At 67.1% G+C, this 17,769-nt stretch carries 15 protein-coding genes; 5 read left to right on the top strand and 10 right to left on the bottom strand.

Annotated features, from left to right (window positions below):
- Positions 1-176: 176 nt before the first annotated feature.
- Genes AC1MCA_RS15340 through AC1MCA_RS15330 form a run of 3 tightly spaced genes read right to left on the bottom strand, consistent with a single transcriptional unit; the run spans position 177 to position 3,371 of the window.
- Complete coding sequence (locus tag AC1MCA_RS15340) at positions 177-1,277, bottom strand: polyprenyl synthetase family protein (RefSeq protein ID WP_108600808.1); 1,101 nt, start codon at positions 1,275-1,277, stop codon at positions 177-179.
- On the bottom strand, positions 1,274-2,590 hold the full coding sequence (locus tag AC1MCA_RS15335; RefSeq protein ID WP_479798897.1) for a geranylgeranyl reductase family protein: 1,317 nt from the start codon (positions 2,588-2,590) through the stop codon (positions 1,274-1,276). Before AC1MCA_RS15335 ends, AC1MCA_RS15340 begins: the two co-directional genes overlap by 4 nt.
- A gap of 4 nt (positions 2,591-2,594) precedes the next feature.
- Positions 2,595-3,371 (bottom strand): demethylmenaquinone methyltransferase, encoded by a 777-nt coding sequence (locus tag AC1MCA_RS15330; protein WP_479798895.1) that lies wholly within the window; start codon positions 3,369-3,371, stop codon positions 2,595-2,597.
- Between the two features lie 104 nt (positions 3,372-3,475).
- Between AC1MCA_RS15330 and AC1MCA_RS15325 the strand changes: the two genes are divergently transcribed.
- The 4 genes from AC1MCA_RS15325 to AC1MCA_RS15310 all read left to right on the top strand — a co-directional run bounded on the left by AC1MCA_RS15325 (position 3,476) and on the right by AC1MCA_RS15310 (position 7,535).
- Positions 3,476-4,879, top strand: a complete 1,404-nt coding sequence (locus tag AC1MCA_RS15325; protein ID WP_479798893.1) for an isochorismate synthase — start codon at positions 3,476-3,478, stop codon at positions 4,877-4,879.
- A 129-nt stretch (positions 4,880-5,008) separates the two neighbouring features.
- Positions 5,009-5,812: an ABC transporter substrate-binding protein gene (locus AC1MCA_RS15320; RefSeq protein WP_479798891.1), complete on the top strand. Its 804-nt coding sequence runs from the start codon at positions 5,009-5,011 to the stop codon at positions 5,810-5,812.
- A 116-nt stretch (positions 5,813-5,928) separates the two neighbouring features.
- Positions 5,929-6,720, top strand: a complete 792-nt coding sequence (locus AC1MCA_RS15315) for an amino acid ABC transporter permease (protein ID WP_479798888.1) — start codon at positions 5,929-5,931, stop codon at positions 6,718-6,720.
- Between the two features lie 11 nt (positions 6,721-6,731).
- Positions 6,732-7,535, top strand: a complete 804-nt coding sequence (locus AC1MCA_RS15310; RefSeq protein ID WP_479798885.1) for an amino acid ABC transporter ATP-binding protein — start codon at positions 6,732-6,734, stop codon at positions 7,533-7,535.
- A gap of 113 nt (positions 7,536-7,648) precedes the next feature.
- Here AC1MCA_RS15310 and menD read toward each other — a convergent pair whose 3' ends face one another.
- The 7 genes from menD to AC1MCA_RS15275 all read right to left on the bottom strand — a co-directional run bounded on the left by menD (position 7,649) and on the right by AC1MCA_RS15275 (position 17,323).
- A complete protein-coding gene (menD, locus tag AC1MCA_RS15305; RefSeq protein WP_479798883.1) occupies positions 7,649-9,346 on the bottom strand; it encodes a 2-succinyl-5-enolpyruvyl-6-hydroxy-3-cyclohexene-1-carboxylic-acid synthase in 1,698 nt (565 codons plus the stop codon).
- 250 nt (positions 9,347-9,596) lie between these two features.
- The gene (locus AC1MCA_RS15300) at positions 9,597-11,669 is read right to left on the bottom strand and encodes a PhoX family protein (protein ID WP_479798882.1); all 2,073 of its coding nucleotides are present in this window, start codon (positions 11,667-11,669) and stop codon (positions 9,597-9,599) included.
- A 212-nt stretch (positions 11,670-11,881) separates the two neighbouring features.
- Positions 11,882-12,898, bottom strand: a complete 1,017-nt coding sequence (locus AC1MCA_RS15295) for an o-succinylbenzoate synthase (RefSeq protein ID WP_479798880.1) — start codon at positions 12,896-12,898, stop codon at positions 11,882-11,884.
- Between the two features lie 61 nt (positions 12,899-12,959).
- Complete coding sequence (locus tag AC1MCA_RS15290) at positions 12,960-13,976, bottom strand: magnesium and cobalt transport protein CorA (RefSeq protein WP_479798877.1); 1,017 nt, start codon at positions 13,974-13,976, stop codon at positions 12,960-12,962.
- Positions 13,973-14,707 carry a GbsR/MarR family transcriptional regulator gene (locus tag AC1MCA_RS15285; RefSeq protein WP_479798873.1) on the bottom strand — a complete coding sequence of 245 codons (735 nt, stop codon included), beginning with the start codon at positions 14,705-14,707 and terminating at the stop codon, positions 13,973-13,975. Before AC1MCA_RS15285 ends, AC1MCA_RS15290 begins: the two co-directional genes overlap by 4 nt.
- Positions 14,704-16,335, bottom strand: a complete 1,632-nt coding sequence (locus AC1MCA_RS15280; protein WP_479798869.1) for an ABC transporter permease — start codon at positions 16,333-16,335, stop codon at positions 14,704-14,706. The genes AC1MCA_RS15285 and AC1MCA_RS15280 overlap by 4 nt, the downstream gene beginning before the upstream one ends.
- Positions 16,328-17,323, bottom strand: coding sequence for an ABC transporter ATP-binding protein (locus AC1MCA_RS15275; protein ID WP_479798865.1), 996 nt, complete (start codon positions 17,321-17,323; stop codon positions 16,328-16,330). Before AC1MCA_RS15275 ends, AC1MCA_RS15280 begins: the two co-directional genes overlap by 8 nt.
- 94 nt (positions 17,324-17,417) lie before the next feature.
- Here AC1MCA_RS15275 and AC1MCA_RS15270 point away from each other — a divergent pair, with 94 nt between their 5' ends.
- Positions 17,418-17,762, top strand: coding sequence for an ArsR/SmtB family transcription factor (locus tag AC1MCA_RS15270; RefSeq protein WP_479798862.1), 345 nt, complete (start codon positions 17,418-17,420; stop codon positions 17,760-17,762).
- Positions 17,763-17,769: the final 7 nt, after the last annotated feature.

The following is a 17,769-nucleotide window of genomic DNA, read 5'->3' as shown; positions in this document are numbered from 1 at the left end:
TGACAAAGCTGTCATAGACTGTTCACGGATCCGCTAAACGCCTCCGGCGGATCTGATGCGAACGGAGAAATAGCCCCGGTTCGACGCAACGTATGACTCGTAACGTTGCAGAGAACCGGGGCTATTCCGCTTTAACAGCAATCCCAGGCCAGGATAGCCGGGGTCGGACGCCAGGATCAGCTGGCGCGGTCCACCACGGCCAGGGCGAAGTTGGACAGCGAAGACTTCACAACACCCTCGGGCAGCGGGGCCAGGGCAGCGATGGCTTCATCGGCCCAGCCGCGGGCAACCACCCAGGACTCGGCCGTCACCGGGTGCTCGCGCAGCCCGGCCACGGCGGAAGCCAATGCCTCGTCCGAGGTCAGGTCCCCGTCAATGAGCTTCAAAAGTTCGACGGCGGACTGGTCGCCGGCCGCGGCATCGCGCCGGAGGAACAGCACAGGCAGCGTGGGGACACCTTCGCGGAGGTCAGTGCCCGGGGACTTGCCCGACTTGACCTTGACGCCCGTGACATCGATGACGTCATCGGCCAGCTGGAAGGCCACGCCCACCTTCTCGCCGTACTCCACGAGCACATTCTCATAAGCGGGGTCGGCGCCGGCGAAGATCGCGCCAAGCTGGCCGGAAGCAGCCACCAGGGACCCGGTCTTATCGGCGATGACCGAGAGGTAGTGATCCACCGGATCCTCGTCCGGGCGCGGCCCCACGGTTTCATGCAGCTGGCCCAGGCACAGGCGTTCGAAGGTGCGGGCCTGGATACCCAGCGCACGCGAACCCAGTTCGGACACCAGGATGGAGGCGCGGGCAAAAATGAGGTCGCCGGTGAGGACCGCAACCGAGTTTCCCCAGACCTCGTGGGCCGTAGGAGCGCCGCGGCGGAAGGGGGCGGAGTCCATGACGTCGTCGTGATAGAGGGTTGCGAGGTGGGTCAGTTCAACCACCACGGCAGCCTGCACCACGGCCGGCAGCGAAGCATCACCGAGGTGTGCGCACAGCAGGGTCAGAAGCGGACGGATGCGTTTGCCGCCGGCTTCCACCAGGTGGCGCGACGTCGCGTCAGCCAGCGGATCGGAGTTGGCGATTGCTTCGCGCAGCTTCTTCTCCACCCGGGCCAGGTTGTTGGTGATGGCGGGGCCCAGCTCGGCGTCCTCCGCGATCGCCGCAAAGCCGGCAGGCAGCTGGAGGCCCGTGGCAATGGCGGTGGTGTTGAGGCTGGGTTCGGAGTCCGGCAGGCCGTGCCCGGCGTGCGTCCAGCTGTGGTCTGCGGAGTTAGTCACGGGTTAACCCTAACTTTTTGTTGCGGATACCGCTGGTTCGTAGCCGGGGAGGTATTGGATGTGGCCGGGACGAGCAGTTCCAGCACCCGGATGGCGCGGTCCTCGAAGCCCTTCGCGGCCGGGTCTGTGAGGTTGGCCAGGAGCCGCACCACAAAGCGCATCAGGACGGGAATCGGCATGCCGGTCCGCAGCGCGAGCTTCATGACCGCAGGCTTTCCGATCAACGCGGCAAAGGCCCTGCCCAGCGTGAAGTGCGAGCCCCACTGGCCCCGCACATAGTCCGCGTAGCCCGAAAGGTGGGCGTCGGCGTCGTGCGTTGAAGAGGAAGGCGCGTCAATGATGAACTCTGCCGCGAACCGCGCGGACTCCATCGCGTAGGAGATGCCCTCTCCGTTGAACGGGGACACCATGCCGCCGGCGTCGCCCAGGAGCATCAGTCCGGGCGAGTAGTGCGGCGTGCGGTTGAAGCCCATGGGCAGCGCGGCGCCGCGGATCTCGCCCACCTGGTTCTCGGGCGTGAAGCCCCACTCGGCGGGCATCGCCGCGGTCCATTCGCGCAGGACCTGCTTGTAGTCGAGCTTGCCGAATTCCTTGGAGGAGTTCAGGATGCCCAGGCCCACGTTGGCGGTGCCGTCGCCGACGCCGAACACCCAGCCGTAGCCGGGGAGCAGCTTGCCGTCGCGGCCGGGGAGTTCCAGCCAGCCTTCCATCCAGTCGTCATCGTGGCGCGGCGAGGTGAAGTAGGTGCGCACGGCGACGCCGAGCGGGCGGTCGTCGCGCTTCTGGATGCCAAGTGACACGGCGGTGCGGGTGGAGTTGCCGTCGGCGGCGAGTACGACGTCGGCGCTGAACTCCCGCGTCTCCCCCGTCTTGCGCCCGGACTCGTCCAGGAGCGCTGCGCGGACTCCGGTCACGCGGCCGTCCCCGGACCGCAGGGCTTCAGTAACGCTGTGCCGCTCCAGAACCACCGCACCGGCGGCCTGGGCGTGCCGGGCCAGTTCCTCGTCAAAGCCGAGGCGGGTGCGGATCAGGCCGTACTGCGGGAAATCCGAGACCTCGGGCCAGGGCAGTTCAATGGTCCGGCCGCCGGCCATGAGCCGGAGGCCCTTGTTCCGGCGCCAGCCATCGGACTCAGGATGCGGCAGGCCGAGCTTCTGGATTTCGCGGACAGCCCGCGGGGTCAGGCCGTCGCCGCAGACCTTCTCACGCGGGAAGCTGGTTTTTTCCAGGACGGTCACATCGATGCCGGCCTTGGCCAGGTAATACGCGGCGGTGGACCCGGCCGGCCCGGCGCCGACAATCAGTACTTTCACGCCGTCAGCGGGTGATGTTGCGGCGGAGCTTGGCCACGGGGCCCTTGTGCGCGGCGATGGCGGATGCAGCCCCATCCGGAGTGGATTCCAGCGGCTTGGTGGCCCGGTGGATGGCCACGATCCCGCCGGTCAGGTTGCGGTAGTTGACGCCTTCCCAGCCTGATTCCTGCAGCCAGGCGGCGAGGTGGTCCTGGTCCGGCCAGGCACGGATGGACTCGGCGAGGTAAACGTAGGCGTCCGGGTTGGAAGCGACCTTCACGGCGATGGCAGGCAGGGCGCGCATGAGGTATTCCGTATACATGGTGCGCCAGAGCGGGACCACGGGCTGGGAGAACTCGGCGATGACCAGCTTGCCGCCGGGCTTGGTGACGCGGAGCATCTCGGCCAGGGCCTTTTTGGGCTCGTTGACGTTCCGCAGGCCGAACGAGATGGTGCTGGCGTCGAAGGAGTTGTCCGCGAACGGCAGGTTGGTGGCGTCACCGGCGACAAAGTTGATGTCCGGGCGGCGGCGCTTGCCCACTTTGAGCATTCCAAGGGAGAAATCGCAGGCGATCACATCTATGCCTGCATCGGCATATGGCTCGCTGGACGTGCCGGTGCCGGCGGCCAGGTCAAGCACCCGCTGGCCGGGCTTTACATCCATGGCTTCCACCACAACCTTGCGCCAGCGGCGGGTCTGCCCCATGGAGAGGACATCGTTGACGACATCGTATTTAGGTGCGACGTCGTCAAACATCGTGGCTACTTCGTCCGGACGCTTATCCAAGGATGCTCGGTTCACCATGCCATTGTCGCAAATGTTCCGCGGGGCCACGAACCACACGCGGATCTTGGGCTGTGGGCTGAAAGCTAAGTGAACTTTGCGCAGAGTAGTGTTGTCTCATCATGACGAGCACGTTCCGCACCCTGACAGTCCCCCTGGATGGAAAAGCATCTCCGGAGGGGCTGCCTCAGTTTCTGGTCCGGGACGACCTCCTCTGCTGGACCCGCCGCGAGGCCGGCCTGGTGGGCTTCGGCGAGATCGCCCGCTTCACCGCCACCGGCCCGGAGCGTTTCCTCGAGGCAGACATCTGGTGGCGCCACCTCGTCCTTGAAGCCGACATCACCGATTCCGTGGAACTGCCCGGGACCGGCCCTGTGGCATTCGGCTCGTTCGCCTTTTCCAAAAAGTCACCGTTTGAATCACGGCTGATCGTGCCCGAGATCGTCGTGGGCGTGCGTGACGGCAAGTACTGGCTCACCCAGTTAACGGTCGACGACGGCGAACTCACCAGGGAGGGCGCTCTCGCCGCCTTTGACCGCTGGCTCAGCAGCGGCAGCACGAAGGACACGCTGCGGAACCTCCCGACGTCGGCAACCCCCTCTGCCGGGGACGGCACCTCCCCGGACGGTTCCGCGAAGGCGGGCACCGCCGTCGTCGTACGTCCTGTTCCTTTGGCTGCCGGCGCAACGCTGCACACCGGTTCACTCAGCGAAAAGGACTGGATGGCCGCCGTTGCCGCCGGGGTGGCGGAAATCCGGACCGGGGCGCTGGAGAAGCTGGTGCTGGCGCGGGACATCGTGGCTACCCTCCCTGCGGGCGTCAGTCATGCGAAGGTGCTGCGCGAACTCGCCCAGCGGTACCGCGAATGCTGGACGTACGGCGTGGACGGGCTGGTGGGCGCGACGCCCGAGATGCTGATCCAGGTGGAGGGCCGCACCGCCCAGGCCCGTGTCCTGGCCGGAACCCTGGACCGCCGAGATGCGCATGGCGAGGACGGCATCCCGATGGAGTATGCGGAGCGGGTGCTGGCCGGATCCGAGAAGCAGCGGCATGAACACGAGATCGCCATCCAGTCGCTGACCTCGCAGCTGGCACCGTTTTCGGAGGCCATGAACGCTCATGACGAGCCTTTTATCCTGGAACTGCCGAACGTGTGGCATCTGGCCTCGGACGTGAAGGCGGAGCTTGCCGAGGTGGAGGGCCACGTCCCCACCTGCCTTGCACTGATAAACGCGCTGCACCCCACGGCCGCAGTCTGCGGGACGCCCACGCTGGTGGCGGGGGCGCTGATCCGGAAGCTCGAACACCTGGACCGTGGCCCTTACGCCGGGCCGGTCGGGTGGCTGGACGCGGCAGGCAACGGCGAATGGGGCATCGCGCTCCGCGGTGCCGTGATCGAGGATCCCCACACCGTGCGGCTCTATGCCGGCTGCGGCATCGTGGACGGATCACAGCCCGAGGCAGAGCTGGCTGAGACCTGGGCTAAATTCCGGCCGATGCTGGAGTCACTAGGCATCCGCAGCTAGTGCTTGATTTGCCCGTGATTTAGTTGTCCAATAGTGAATCTAAGTTTCGTGTGACGCACATCTCGCTTTCAGCGATACACTATGAACCGATTTAGTACCGCACACCCCTGCAACAAAAGGTAAAGAACCATGCAGCTCATGTCCCTGGCCTCGGCCAAAATGACCGCCAAGGCAGCAGCGATCCTCGCCGCCGGCGCTCTCACCCTCACTGCATGCGGCGGTGGCAGCTCCACCCCGGCAGCCTCCGAGGGCGGAATCCAGCTCATCAACGCAGGCAAGCTCACGGTCTGCTCTGACGTCCCTTACGAGCCGTTCGAATTCCAGAAGGACGGCAAGATCGTCGGCTTCGACATCGACATCGCCAACGAGGTGGCCAAGGACCTGAACGCCGAACTCAGCGTCGTTGACAGCTCCTTCGAGGCCATTGAGACCGGAACCGCGCTCACCGGCTGCGATCTCTCCATCTCCTCGGTCTCCATCACTGACGTCCGCAAGGCTGTCATGGACTTCTCCGATCCCTACATGGATGACGACCTCACGCTGGTGGCCACCACGGCGTCCGGCATCACTGACATTGAGAGCGCCAAGGGCAAGAAGGTGGGCGTCCAGCAGGCCACCACCGGCGCGAAGTATGCCGATGAAAACGGCATCGATGCCCAGCAATTTGAGGACAGCGGCCTCCTGGTCCAGGCCCTCCAGGCCGGCACCATCGACGCCGCGCTGGGCAACCAGTCGATCCTGGCCTACGCCATCAAGGACGATGCCAAGTTCGAACGCGTGGAGGACTACGCCACGGGCGAGAAGCTGGGCATTGCCATCAAGAAGGGCAACACCGCCATGGCTGAGAAGGTCAACGGAACCCTCAAGCGCTTGACCGACGACGGCACCCTGAAGAAGTTCGAGACCACCTGGTTCGGCGAAACCGCCAAGTAGCCGGCACTTTCGGACTGAATTTTTCACAGCCCTGAGAATGACGCCGCTGGGGCCCCTGACGAACTGCACTGCGGTCCGTCCGGGGCCTCAGCCACGCAAATGAATGTGAGCACCCCATGGCAATGACCGCACGTCAACGGGCCAGAGTGAGCCTGTATGTCCAGATCGGCATATTCGTCGTGGCCGTGGCCGCGCTGATCCTGGCCACCGACTGGAAGACCATCGGCACCAGTGTCTTCAACTTTGGCAAGATCGGCCCGATGTTCCCGGACATCTTCCTGGTGGGCCTCAAAAACACCCTTATCTACACCTTCCTGGGCTTCGTTGTGGGCCTCTCCGGTGGCCTGCTCCTGGCCCTGATGAAGCTCTCTGCCTTCCCGCTGTACCGCTGGATCGCCACCGGCTACATCGAATTCTTCCGCGGCATCCCGGCCCTGCTGGTATTCATCGCCTTCGGCTACGGCGTGCCCCTGGCCTTCGGCGTCCAGTGGAACGTCACCATCGTGGTCATGGTCTCGCTGGGTATGGTCGCCTCGGCATACATCGCCGAAACCCTCCGCGCCGGCCTGCAGGCCGTGCCCAAGGGCCAGCTCGAAGCTGCCCGCTCGCTGGGCATGCCGCAGTGGCGGGCCATGGTGTCGATCGTGATCCCGCAGGCGTTCAAGATTGTCCTGCCGCCGCTGACCAACGAAGTCATCCTGCTCACCAAGGACTCCTCCCTGATTTACGTGCTGGGCCTGACCGCCTCGCAGTACGAGCTCACCAAGTTCGGCCGCGACGGCATCTCCAGCCTGGGAGCGGGCCTGACACCCCTCCTGGTCGCCGGTGCCTTCTACCTTGTGATCACCATCCCGCTGAGCCTCCTGGCCCGGAAGTTCGAAAGCCGCTCCGCGCGGACCAAGCGATAGGCAGGGAAGCCATGAACGACGTCGTCAATTCCTCCGCCGGAAACACCGGCTCCATCAACGCAGCCGGAGTCTCCATCAAGGACCTCCGCAAGTCCTACGGCACCAACGAGGTACTCAAGGGCATCAGCCTGGACGTTGCGCCGGGCGAGGTGGTGTGCCTGATCGGGCCCTCGGGTTCCGGCAAGTCCACCCTGCTGCGCTGCGTCAACCTGCTGGAGCAGCCCAACGAGGGCGTGATCCACGTGGGCGGTTTCGAGGCCACCGATCCCGATGTGGACATCGACAAGATGCGCCGCAAGGTAGGCATGGTCTTCCAGCAGTTCAACCTGTTCCCGCATCTGGACGCCCTGCGCAACTGCTCGATCGCCCAGACCAAGGTCCTGAAGCGGTCCCAGGAAGAAGCGGACCAGGTGTCCACGCACAACCTGGAGCGCGTGGGCCTGGGACACCTTTCCGACCGTTTCCCGGACCAGCTTTCCGGCGGCCAGCAGCAGCGGGTGGCCATTGCCCGCGCGCTGAGCATGGACCCCGAACTGATGCTGTTCGACGAGCCGACCTCCGCCCTGGACCCGGAGACCGTGGGCGATGTCCTTTCGGTCATGCGGAACCTGGCCAAGGAGGGCATGACCATGCTGGTGGTGACCCACGAGATGGGCTTCGCCCGCGAGGTGGCCGACCGCGTGGTCTTCATGGACGGCGGCGTTGTGGTGGAGGAAGGCGTGGCCGAGCACGTCATTTCCGCGCCCACCCAGGCCCGCACCAAGGAATTCCTGCGCCGCGTCCTGGACCCTACGCACATCGAGATCGAGGAGTAGGCGCCGCCTTCGACGCACCTGCTGCCTCTCGACGCGCAAATGCCCTGACGCTGCCGGATTCCGGTAGCGTCAGGGCATTTGCGCGTCATGGGTCTTCCCGGGTCTGAGGCCCCTCAGCCCATCAGGACTCCGGCGACGGCGGTGGCCACGGCCTTGTTGATCCGGGTGTGGAGTTGCCGCAGCCCTTGCCGGTCGGTGCGCACTTCGATGATGCTGCGCCCCGCAACGGGCGTGGACAGCGCCTCGGCGAGTCCCGCCGTCGTGCTGACCAAGCAGTGCCCGACGCCGTACGCGGCGGCGAGTGCCGCGATGTCCACGGTGTGGGGGGTTCCGAAGAGCCGTTCGACGGCGTCCGCGTAGCGTCCGGATTCCCGCACCGCCCCGTGCTCCAGCAAATCAAAGATGGCGCCGCCGGAGTCGTTGAGGACCACCATCCGGAGCGGGGGCTGGTCCTCGCCGGAGCCCACGAGCAGGCCACCGGCGTCGTGCAGGAAAGTGACGTCGCCCAGCAGCAGCGTGGTTTCCTGCTTGCCGCCGACGGCGATTCCGGTGGCGGTGGAGATGGTGCCGTCGATCCCGGCGAGGCCGCGGTTGGCGTAGACGGTGGCCGCGGGAGCGGCTGCGGGAAGGCCAGCCAGGTCCACGTCGCGGATGCCGTTCGAGGACCCCAGCATCAGCTGGCCGCCGGCATGCTTCCAGACCAGCGAACCCACGGCGGGGCCGGTGGCAGCTACCTCCGCGGCCAGGACACCGTCGAGGGCGTGCTGCGCGGCCGAGCCGGCCAGCAGCCACGTGTCCAGCCAGGCGGACGGACCGCGGCCGGCGAATTCGGCGAGATCGGCCAGGGTCTCCAGCGGCAGCTCGGTCCGCCGGCCCGGCTCGTACCAGGCCACCGGAACCGGCTGGTACAGGGCGGAAGGGATGTCGGCGCGCTCCAGGAGGGCGGACACCGGCCGGGACAATGTCGGCCGCCCGAACATCACCACCCGCTCGATGGGCTGCGCAGAATCCGGCCCGAAGTGCTGCAGCAGGAGCCGGTACGGGCCGATCGCGTTGGGCCCGAAGCGCGCGTTCGACGACGGTTCCGCCAGCAGCGGCAGGCCGTGCGCGCGGGCGAACGCCTCGGCGACCGGACCGGCGTCATGCCCTGCCAGCACCACGGTGCGCCGTTCCTCCTGCGTGGCGGCAGCGGGCGGGAGGTCCATGGTGAGCGGGTCGGTGCCGATGCGGAACCGCTGGCGCGCGGCCGCCGTCGGAAGCTCCTCCCCCGGCGCGGGAACCAGCGGGTCGCGGAAGGAAAGGTTGAGCTGGACCGGTCCGGGAGCGAGGTCCGAGAAGGCCCCCGTGGCAGCGGACAGCGCGGTTTCCACGGCGCGGACCGGGTTGCTGCCGGCGGGGACATCGGTTGCAAAGCGCACATGCTCGCCGAAAAGGTCCAGCTGGATGGTGGTCTGGTTGGCGCCGGTTCCCAGCAGCTCCTCGGGCCGGTCGGCTGACAGAACCACCAGCGGAACGGCGGCGTGATTCGCCTCCATCACCGCCGGCATGAGATTCCCGACGGCGGTGCCGGACGTCGTGAGGACGGCCGCCGGCGCACCGGTGGCGAGGGCAAGGCCCAGTGCGGTGAAGCCCGCGGACCGCTCGTCGATGCGGACCAGGAGTTCCACCCGGCCGGCGGCTTCCGCTTCGGCCAGGGCGTAGGCCATGGGGGCTGAGCGCGAGCCGGGCGAGACCACCACGTACTGGATGCCGCCGTCGGTCAGTGCGTCGACGGCGAGCCTCGCCGCCGCGAGGGAGTTCAGGGAAGTCACCGGTCCAGTCTGCCACCCCGCGACCCTCTGGCAGTTCCTGTCGCTTTAACCCAGACGCTCTGGCACTCCCCGTCGCTTAAAACCAAACGCTCTGGCACTCCCCGTCGCTTAAAACCAAACGCTCTCGCACTCCCTGTCGCTCAAAACCAAACGCTCTCGCACCTTCCGCGCCCGGTGGCGGGGAAGGTGCGAGAGCGTTGGTGGAATACCTGCAGGAAGTGGTAGAGCGTCTGCAGGAAACAGCGGCGGACTAGGCGTCGGTGCGGAACACCTGGATCACGGACGGGCGGGGCGCGCGGGCCTGGCCGCGTGCCGGCGTCGCGCCTTCTTTGACGTAATCCGGGAAGAAGGAGTTCTGCTTCTCGAAGGAACCGTCTTCACCCGGGTGCTGCACGGCGACGAAGACAGTGCGCTCGTCATCGTGGATGATCGGGCCGCAGGTCTCGCCGTCGCGCGGGACAGCCAGGAACTGCTCCACCTTGCCGCGCTCGGCGCCTTCAAGGGTAACCTTGAACAGGCCGTCAGCCTTGCCGATGCCGGCGGGGGCACCGTCGGTGGAGATCCAGAGGTTGCCCACAGAGTCGAACGCGAGGTTGTCCGGGCATGAGATCGGAGAGACCTTGTCCGCCGGGAAACCGGAGAAGTAGGTGAACTTGTCCGTGGCGGGATCGCCGCACACCATGAGCAGGTTCCAGGTGAACGTGGTGGAGGCCTGGCCGCCGGTTTCGGTGATCTCGACGATGTGGCCGTCGCGGTTCTCGGTGCGCGGATTGACCTCATCGGCCACAGCGTTCGAGCCGACGCCGCGGTTGGAGTTGTTGGTGCAGGCAACGTAGACCTTGCCCGTGTGCAGGCTGGGCTCAACGTCCTCGGCACGGTCCATCTTGGTGGGGCCCACCTTGTCAGCGGCCACGCGGGTGTAAACCAGGATCTGTTCGACGCTCATTCCGTCGACCATGGGCTGGCCGTCCACCACGAGGGGTAGCCATTCGCCGGTGCCGTCGAATGAGCCGTCGGAGGGAAGTTCGCCTGCCTTGAAGTCGGCCGAGTTGCCCTTGAACTTAGCAACGTAGAGGTTGCCCGCGGAGAGCAGGGTCATGTTGTGCTTGCGGTTGCCCTCGATGTATTTGTCCTTGGACACGAACTTGTAGAGGTAGTCGAACCGCTCATCGTCGCCGGAGTACGCCACCACGTGCCCGGTTTCGGCGATGATCACGTTGGCGCCCTCGTGCTTGAAACGGCCCAGCGAGGAATGCTTCTTAGGGGTGGATGTGGGGTCGAACGGGTCAACTTCGACGATGTAGCCGAAGCGGTTGGCCTCGTTCTCGTAACCGGTCTTGCGGGTGTCGAAACGGTCCTCATCAAGTTCCCACTGCCGGGCAGTGGCCTTGTCGGTGAGGCCGTAGCGCTTGTCATAAGCGGACGTACCCGGCGAGCGGAAGTAGCCGTTGAAGTTTTCCTCACCCGAGAGAATGGTGCCCCACGGGGTGGTGCCGCCGGCGCAGTTGCCCAGGGTGCCCTTGATCCAGCGGCCTTCCCGGTCGTCCTTGGTCTTGACCAGATCGGAACCGGCAGCCGGGCCGGTCAGTTCGTAAGTGGTGTGGTTAAGGTAGCGGCGGTTAAGCGGCGCACCCTTGACGTAGGTCCATGGCTTGTTTTTGTTCTTGCGCTCCAGCTCGACGACCGAAAGGCCGTGCGCGGCCTGGCCCACAGCGCGCATCTGCGCGGCGGGCATGGTTGCCGGGAACATGATGTTCTCGTTGGTGTACTCGTGGTTCGCGAACAGCACGGCGCGGCGGCCCTTGGTGTCCGGGATCTCGAGAATGTCCGTGTAGTCGTTGTTGTAGCCGAACTGCTTTTCCTGGGCGGCGGCTGTCTGGTTGTTCAGATCGAAGTCCGGGGTGCCGTTGAAGATGGGATCGCCCCAGCGGATCACGGGCTGCCAGGTGAAGCCTTCGGGAACAGTGACGGCGTCGACGGCGGCATCCACCGGAGCGATGGGCGTGAACTTCAGCTTCGAGGCGCCGAAGCCCTCTTTCGCTGCGGGTGCCAGGCCGGGACCACCGGCAACAGCCGGTTCCGCGGACGTGATGGCGCTTCCGAGTACGACGGCGAGGGCACCTGCGGCACCGAAACCCAAGGCGGCGCGGCGGGACATGGTGGCGGATGCGATATCGCGGAAGTAGCTGTTGGAGCTGGTGTTGCAGACGTCGCCGGAGCAGGCATTGTCACACTTCAGGGCACAGGTGACGGGGCTGCGCTTGCCTTTCGTGTGGCCAAGCATGGGGAGCAGGGAAAATTTGCGGGCTGTCGTTTCAGACAAGGGTTGCCTCCATTGTTGCGATCGGGTCCCGCTCACCCTGTCAGCCCGTTCCGACGTCAAGCCGTCAGCAAGATGAAATCCCGGTTAATCGCCGGTGACCTGCAGGAACTGCCAGAGCGTTGCGTGAAAAGCTGCAGGGTGTGCCAGAGCGTCCTGGGGGTGAGGGCAGGGTGGAGGCAGGCGGGTAGGTGTGTGGGGCAGGTGGGGTGGTGTCAGGGGGTGGGGGTGAGGAGGGCGTGGACGCGGCGGAGGCGGTCCAGCCACCAGTCCCGGCGGTCGGCGGGTGCGGCGAACTGCTCCAGCAGCCCGGCGTCGGCGGCGACGTCGCGGAGGCGGATGGCGCCGTCGTCGGCCACCAGCGGGTCCAGGGTGATGTCCGAGGTGAACAGCGAAACCGTCCCCAGCCCGCACGCATAGGGCAGTTCCGGCAGTGCGGCCGCCAATGCAAGGCCCGCACGGATGCCCACCGAGGTGTCCAGCGCGGAACTGACGACGGCGGGGAGCCCGGCCTGGGCCACGATGTCCAGTGCGCGCCGCACTCCCCCGAGCGGCGCTACCTTGACCACGATGAGATCGGCCGCGCCGGCCCGCGCCACCTTGAGGGGATCGGATTCCTTGCGGACACTTTCGTCGGCGGCGATCAGTACCGGCGTCCCCGCGGCCCGCAACCTCGAGCGCACCTCGGCGAGGCCTTCGATGGTGGGGACTGGCTGCTCGGCATACTCAAGTCCGACGGCGGCGAGCCGGGTGAGTGCCTCGACGGCGGCGGGCACGTCCCAGCCCCCGTTGGCGTCCACGCGGATGGCGGCATCCGGCAGGAGGGAGCGGACAGCGGCGAGGCGGGCGGCGTCGTCGTCGAGCGTCTGGCCTTGCTCCGCCACCTTGACCTTGACGGCATCCACCCGGCCGAAGCGTGCCAGCACTTCAGGCACACGCCCGGCAGGGACGGCGGGGACTGTGGCATTGACCGGAATCACTGAACGAAGAGGAGAGGGGAAGCCGTGCCAGCCGGCCTCGATGGCGGCGGCGAGCCAGCGGGAAGCCTCGGCATCGCCGTACTCCGGGAACGGGCAGAACTCGCCCCAGCCGAGCGGGCCGCTCAGCAGCAGGGACTCGCGCGCCATGATGCCGCGGAACTTCACCCGCATGGGCAGGCTCACCACATGGGCGTTGGCAAGTAGTTCCTCAAGGGGAGGGAGGGCGGCGGGAACAGCGGGGTCGGCGGGCATGGCTTCACTGTACCGGCGGCCGGGGCCCTGCCTGCCGGGCAAACGAGGCTATGTGGACAACCTAGATCCACTTGTTGTGCTTGAACGTCCAGTACAGGCCCAGTCCCATGGCGAGCATCAGGCCGAGGGCAAACGGGTAGCCGAAAACCCAGTCGAGCTCCGGCATGGTGCTGAAGTTCATGCCGTAGATGGTGCCAACCAAGGTGGGGGCGAAGAGGATGGCTGCCCAGGACGAAATGCGTTTGACCTGCTCGTTCTGGGCAAAACTTGATTCGGTGAGCTTGCGCATTTCGTCGTTCTGCCGCTGGGCCACCAGGGCGGCGTTGACGGCGAGGGCGTTCTGCAGCAGCGCCCGGAAGGAGGACACCCGTTCGTTCAGCCGGATCGCGTGATCCAGGACGTCACGGAGGTGGTCGCGGAGTTCGTCGGCCGGCGGCCGACCGGGAGTTCCTGTGAGCAGTCCCTGCAGGATGGGGACCAGCGGTCCGATGGCGCGCTGGAACGTGATGACTTGGCGGGAGAGTTCGTAGATCCGGCGGGACACGTCCGGATCGGCGCCGAAGAGGTCGTCCTCGATCTCGTCCACATCGTTTTCGAGACCGGCGGCAACGGGCTCGTACTCGTCCACCACCTGGTCCAGGATGGCGTAGAGCACCGCGTCCGGCCCGAGTGCCAGGAATTCGGGCATGCCTTCCATCCTGCGGCGCACCCTGGCCAGGTCCGGTGACTCGGCGTGCCGGACGGTCACCACGTAGTCTGGCCCGACGAAAACGTGGATCTCGCCGAAGTCCACCTTTTCGACGTCGTCGAGGTAGCGGGCGGGCCGCAGCACCAGGAAGACGCACTCGCCGTAGTGCTCAAGTTTGGCGCGCTGGTGGCCGGTCAGGGCATCCTCGACGGCGAGCGCGTTGAGATCGAACTCCTCGGCGACCGACCGCAGTTCCTCGGCGTCCGGGCGGTACAGGCCGATCCATGCCATCCCCTCGCGCTGCCGCAGGACGAAGTACGTCTCGTCGAGGCTTTCGGGGTCTTCGGTCCGCCGTCCGTCCACGTACACGGCGTTGTCGATGATGGTCACGGCCGCCCTCCTCCTGGCACAGCGGCCGAAGATTCGCGCCCCGCACTGCGTTCGCCCTCCACGCCGCGCGGCTGGCCGTCGCCGCCGCGCTCCAGACTGCGCGGCTGGCCGTCCTCACCGCGCGGCACGCCTCCCCCGCCGTCCCGTTCGCGCTCCCAGTCATCCAGGAGGGCGGGCAGCCTGGCATTGAGGAAGCGGTAGAAGCGGCCCATCTCCGTCACCCGCGACTCCGCCCGGGACCCCGCCGGCAGGGCCTCGGCGATGGCGTCCGTCAGCACGGCGAGGCTTTGGTATCTGGTGTTGCTGCGCATGGAGGCGATGTACCACTGGTCGTCATGAAGGGCGTAAACGTCGCGGCGGCTGCCGGGCTGCGAGACGCGCTGGACGAAGCCAACGGTTTGCAGATACCGGACCGCGCCCGATACCGCGGCCGCGCTGACGCCGAGCCTGCCCGCGAGCCCGGCGGCGGTGAGGCTCCCGTCGTCGGAGGAGACCAGGGCCATCAGTGCCCGGGCCGGCATTTTGGGGAAGCCCGCCGCTGCGAAACCTGCCGCGGCCTTTTCGGCCGCCGCAGTAACGGCCGACGGCGTAACGGCCGACGCAGTAACGGCCGACGCAGTAACGGCCGACGGCGTAACGGCCGCAGCCGCCCCGGAACCCGCCGCCGTGGCGGACACAGCGGCGGAACCCGCCGCCGTGGCGGAACCCGCCGCACCAAAACCCTCCCTCATGCCGTCCCCGTTTCCCGCCGCCGCATGCCAACCATGGCCACGGCAACGGCAACAACAGCGATGGCGAGCATCCACCACGCACCGCTCCAGTCCGTCGTCGAGCCGCTGGGAACGGGGGTGTGGGTGAACGGCGAGAGGTCACGGATGCTCTTGTCCAGTCCCACCAGCCCGCCGAAGATGCCCAGCACCACCCCGGCCCCGAGGAGTGCCCAGCCTCCGGCGATGGTCGCGGCCGGCCAGAGGACGAACACCAGGGCCGGGACCGCGAGGTAGATCAGGGCGGCGGGAAGCTGGGCCACGGCCGTCTCCCAGACAGCCTGCCCGTCCACGGAGGTATCGCCGGCGGCGGCCAGGGATGCCCAGGCACCGAATGCGGTCAGGGTCAGGACCAGCACTACGGACGCCGCGCCCAGCAGGAGGTAGCTGACCAGCCAGTGCAGGCGGCTGACCGGGGCGGCGAGCAGGAGCTCTGCAGTGCCGCCGGCCTCTTCCTGGCGCAGCCGGAGGACCGCCTGCAGCCCGCAGGCAGCCGCCAGGATGCCCGCGATCGAGAACATTGCCGAAATCATGAGCTGGGTCAGCGATACCCCCTGGGTCTGGAGGATGGCGCGCAGCGCAACGGTGATGTTGTTGCTGGTGGCGTCCGCGGCGGCGATCGCGCTGCCCAGGGAGCCGGCCAGCAGTCCCATGGCCAGCCCGCCGATGCACCAGCCGATGATCGAGCCTGCCTGCAGCCGCAGGGCAAGGGCGGTGGGGCTGCTCAGTCCGGGCCGCGCGGCCGCACGCCCGGGCAGCGCTCCCCAGACGCTCGCGCCGCTGTCCCGCCGTTCCAGGAGGAGCCACGCCGCACCCCCGCTGACCACCGCAAGACCCAGCGGCAGCAGCAGCGGCCACCATTGGTCGCCCGTGAACGCGAAGGTCTGCTGGCCCCACCCGATCGGGGAGAACCAGCTCGCTGCCCCTGCGGTCATGGACAGCCCGTCGGCACTCGGGGTGCCGCTGGCGTCGCCGATGCCCCGCAGCAGGTACGCCAGGACCACCAGCCCGGACGAGTAGCCGTTCGCGCCCCGGGATGTCCCCATCAGCTGCGCCACGAGGAGCCCCACGCCCAGAAATGCCAGGCCGACGGCGCCCGTGGCGGCTCCCGCAAGGAGGGAACCTTCGCGGTCAAGCCCCGCCGCCGCGAAACCGCCGAACACGGCGAGCGCCGCCAGGACGTTTGCGCTGATGCCGTGCAGGAGGGTTGCCACCGCAGGGGTGAGGCGTCCGGCGGGAGTGGCGGCGATCAGCTCGGCACTCCCGGCTTCCTCGTCAGCCCGTGAATGGCGCACAGCCAGGAAAGTACTCATCAGCCCGGCCAGCAGGGCGAGGAAGGCGTAAATCAGGAAGAACATAAAGCCGCCCAGGCTTGCGTCCCGCGGCAGGCCGCGGAGCATCAGGATGGCCGGGGTGGCGATGGCCACCTGGAGTATCTCCGCGCGGCTGGATTCCTCGCCGTAGGTCTGCTGGATGGCGGAGGCCGCGAACAGGGTCAGGGCGCCGATGCCCAGCACCCAGATGGCCAGCTGCCAGCGGTCACGCAGCAGGCGCTGTCCCCACAGGATCCGGAGTTCGCGCACCTCAGTCACGGCTCCTCGCGCCGAGCAGGTGCCGCCGCCGGGCGCGCTCCCCCTCAGTGCCCTCGGGGTGAGCGTCCTCCCCGCGGGCAAGTCCCGATGTGTCGCCGTAGTGCCGCAGGAACAGCTCCTCCAGCGACGGCGGCGTGATGATCAGGCCCTTAACCCCCATGGCACCCAGCACCGGAAGCACCTCTGCGATCCGGTCCGAATCGGCACCAAACTTGACCCTGCCGCCGTCGGACGTCAGTTCATGGACGGCACCCAGCTCCCCCAGCGCGCGGGTGTCCACGCCGTCGGCCGCGAAGGACACCTCGCTGCGGGTCAGGTGCCGCAGCGAGTCCAGCGTCCCGCCGTCCACCACCTGCCCGGCGCGGATGATGCTGACGCGGTGGCACAGGATCTCCACCTCGGAAAGGATGTGGCTGGAGAGGAGCACGGTGGCACCGCGGTCGGCGGCGGCGAGCACCTCCCGGCGGAAGACCGCCTCCATGAGCGGGTCAAGGCCGGACGTGGGCTCGTCGAGGAGGTATATCTCGGCGTCCGTGGCGAGGGCGGCGATCACGGCCACTTTCTGCCGGTTCCCTTTGGAGTAGGCGCGGCCTTTCTTGCCGGGGTCGAAATCGAGGGCCTCGCACAGGCGTGCCTTGCGCTGCCGGTAGGCCGCGGCGTCGGACGTCCCGCCGCGCAGGCGTGAGAGCAGGTCGATGGTTTCGCCGCCGGAGATGTTGGGCCACAGCCGGACATCGCCGGGGACGTAGGCCAGGCGCCTGTGCAGCTCCACGGACTGCGTCCAGGGGTCCAGGCCCAGGACGGTGGCCGTGCCGGAGGTGGCCCGGGCCAGGCCCAGCAGGACGCGGAGGGTGGTGGATTTGCCGGCGCCGTTGGGTCCGAGGAACCCGTGGATCTCGCCGCGTTGGACCTCGAGGTTGAGTCCGTCGAGGGCGCGTACCCTGCCGAAGTGTTTGTGCAGGTCAACGGTCTGGATGATGGTGTCCATAGGGCGAACCCTACTCAGATTCACAGGTTTGTGAAGATTCGAAAGACCCTGGAAAATCTTCCAATGCATATACATATGGGTATACAATTTCAGTATGGCACGGGCAGCGACCACAGCAGATGCATTCAACGCGGTGGCCGAGCCGCGCCGCAGGGAAATCCTCGATGCCCTCACCCAGGGCGAGCGGCCGGTCAACGATCTCGTGGAGATCCTCGGCCTGGCCCAGCCGCACGTTTCGCGGCACCTTCGCGTGCTCCGCGAGGTGGGCGCCGTGGACGTGCGCGACGAAGGGCGGCAGCGGCTCTACCGGCTGAACCCGCAGGCCCTGAAGCCCATCCACGACTGGGTAGCCAGCTATCAGCACCTCTGGGAAGAGCGGTTCGAGCTGCTCGAAGACGTCCTCGAGGACCTTAAAGACCAGGACAGCAACGAAAACTAAGAGAAGG

This window comes from Arthrobacter sp. BK1 (genome assembly GCF_056680055.1).
Note: the sequence above shows the minus strand (reverse complement) of the source record. Positions and strands in the feature narration are given on the sequence as shown.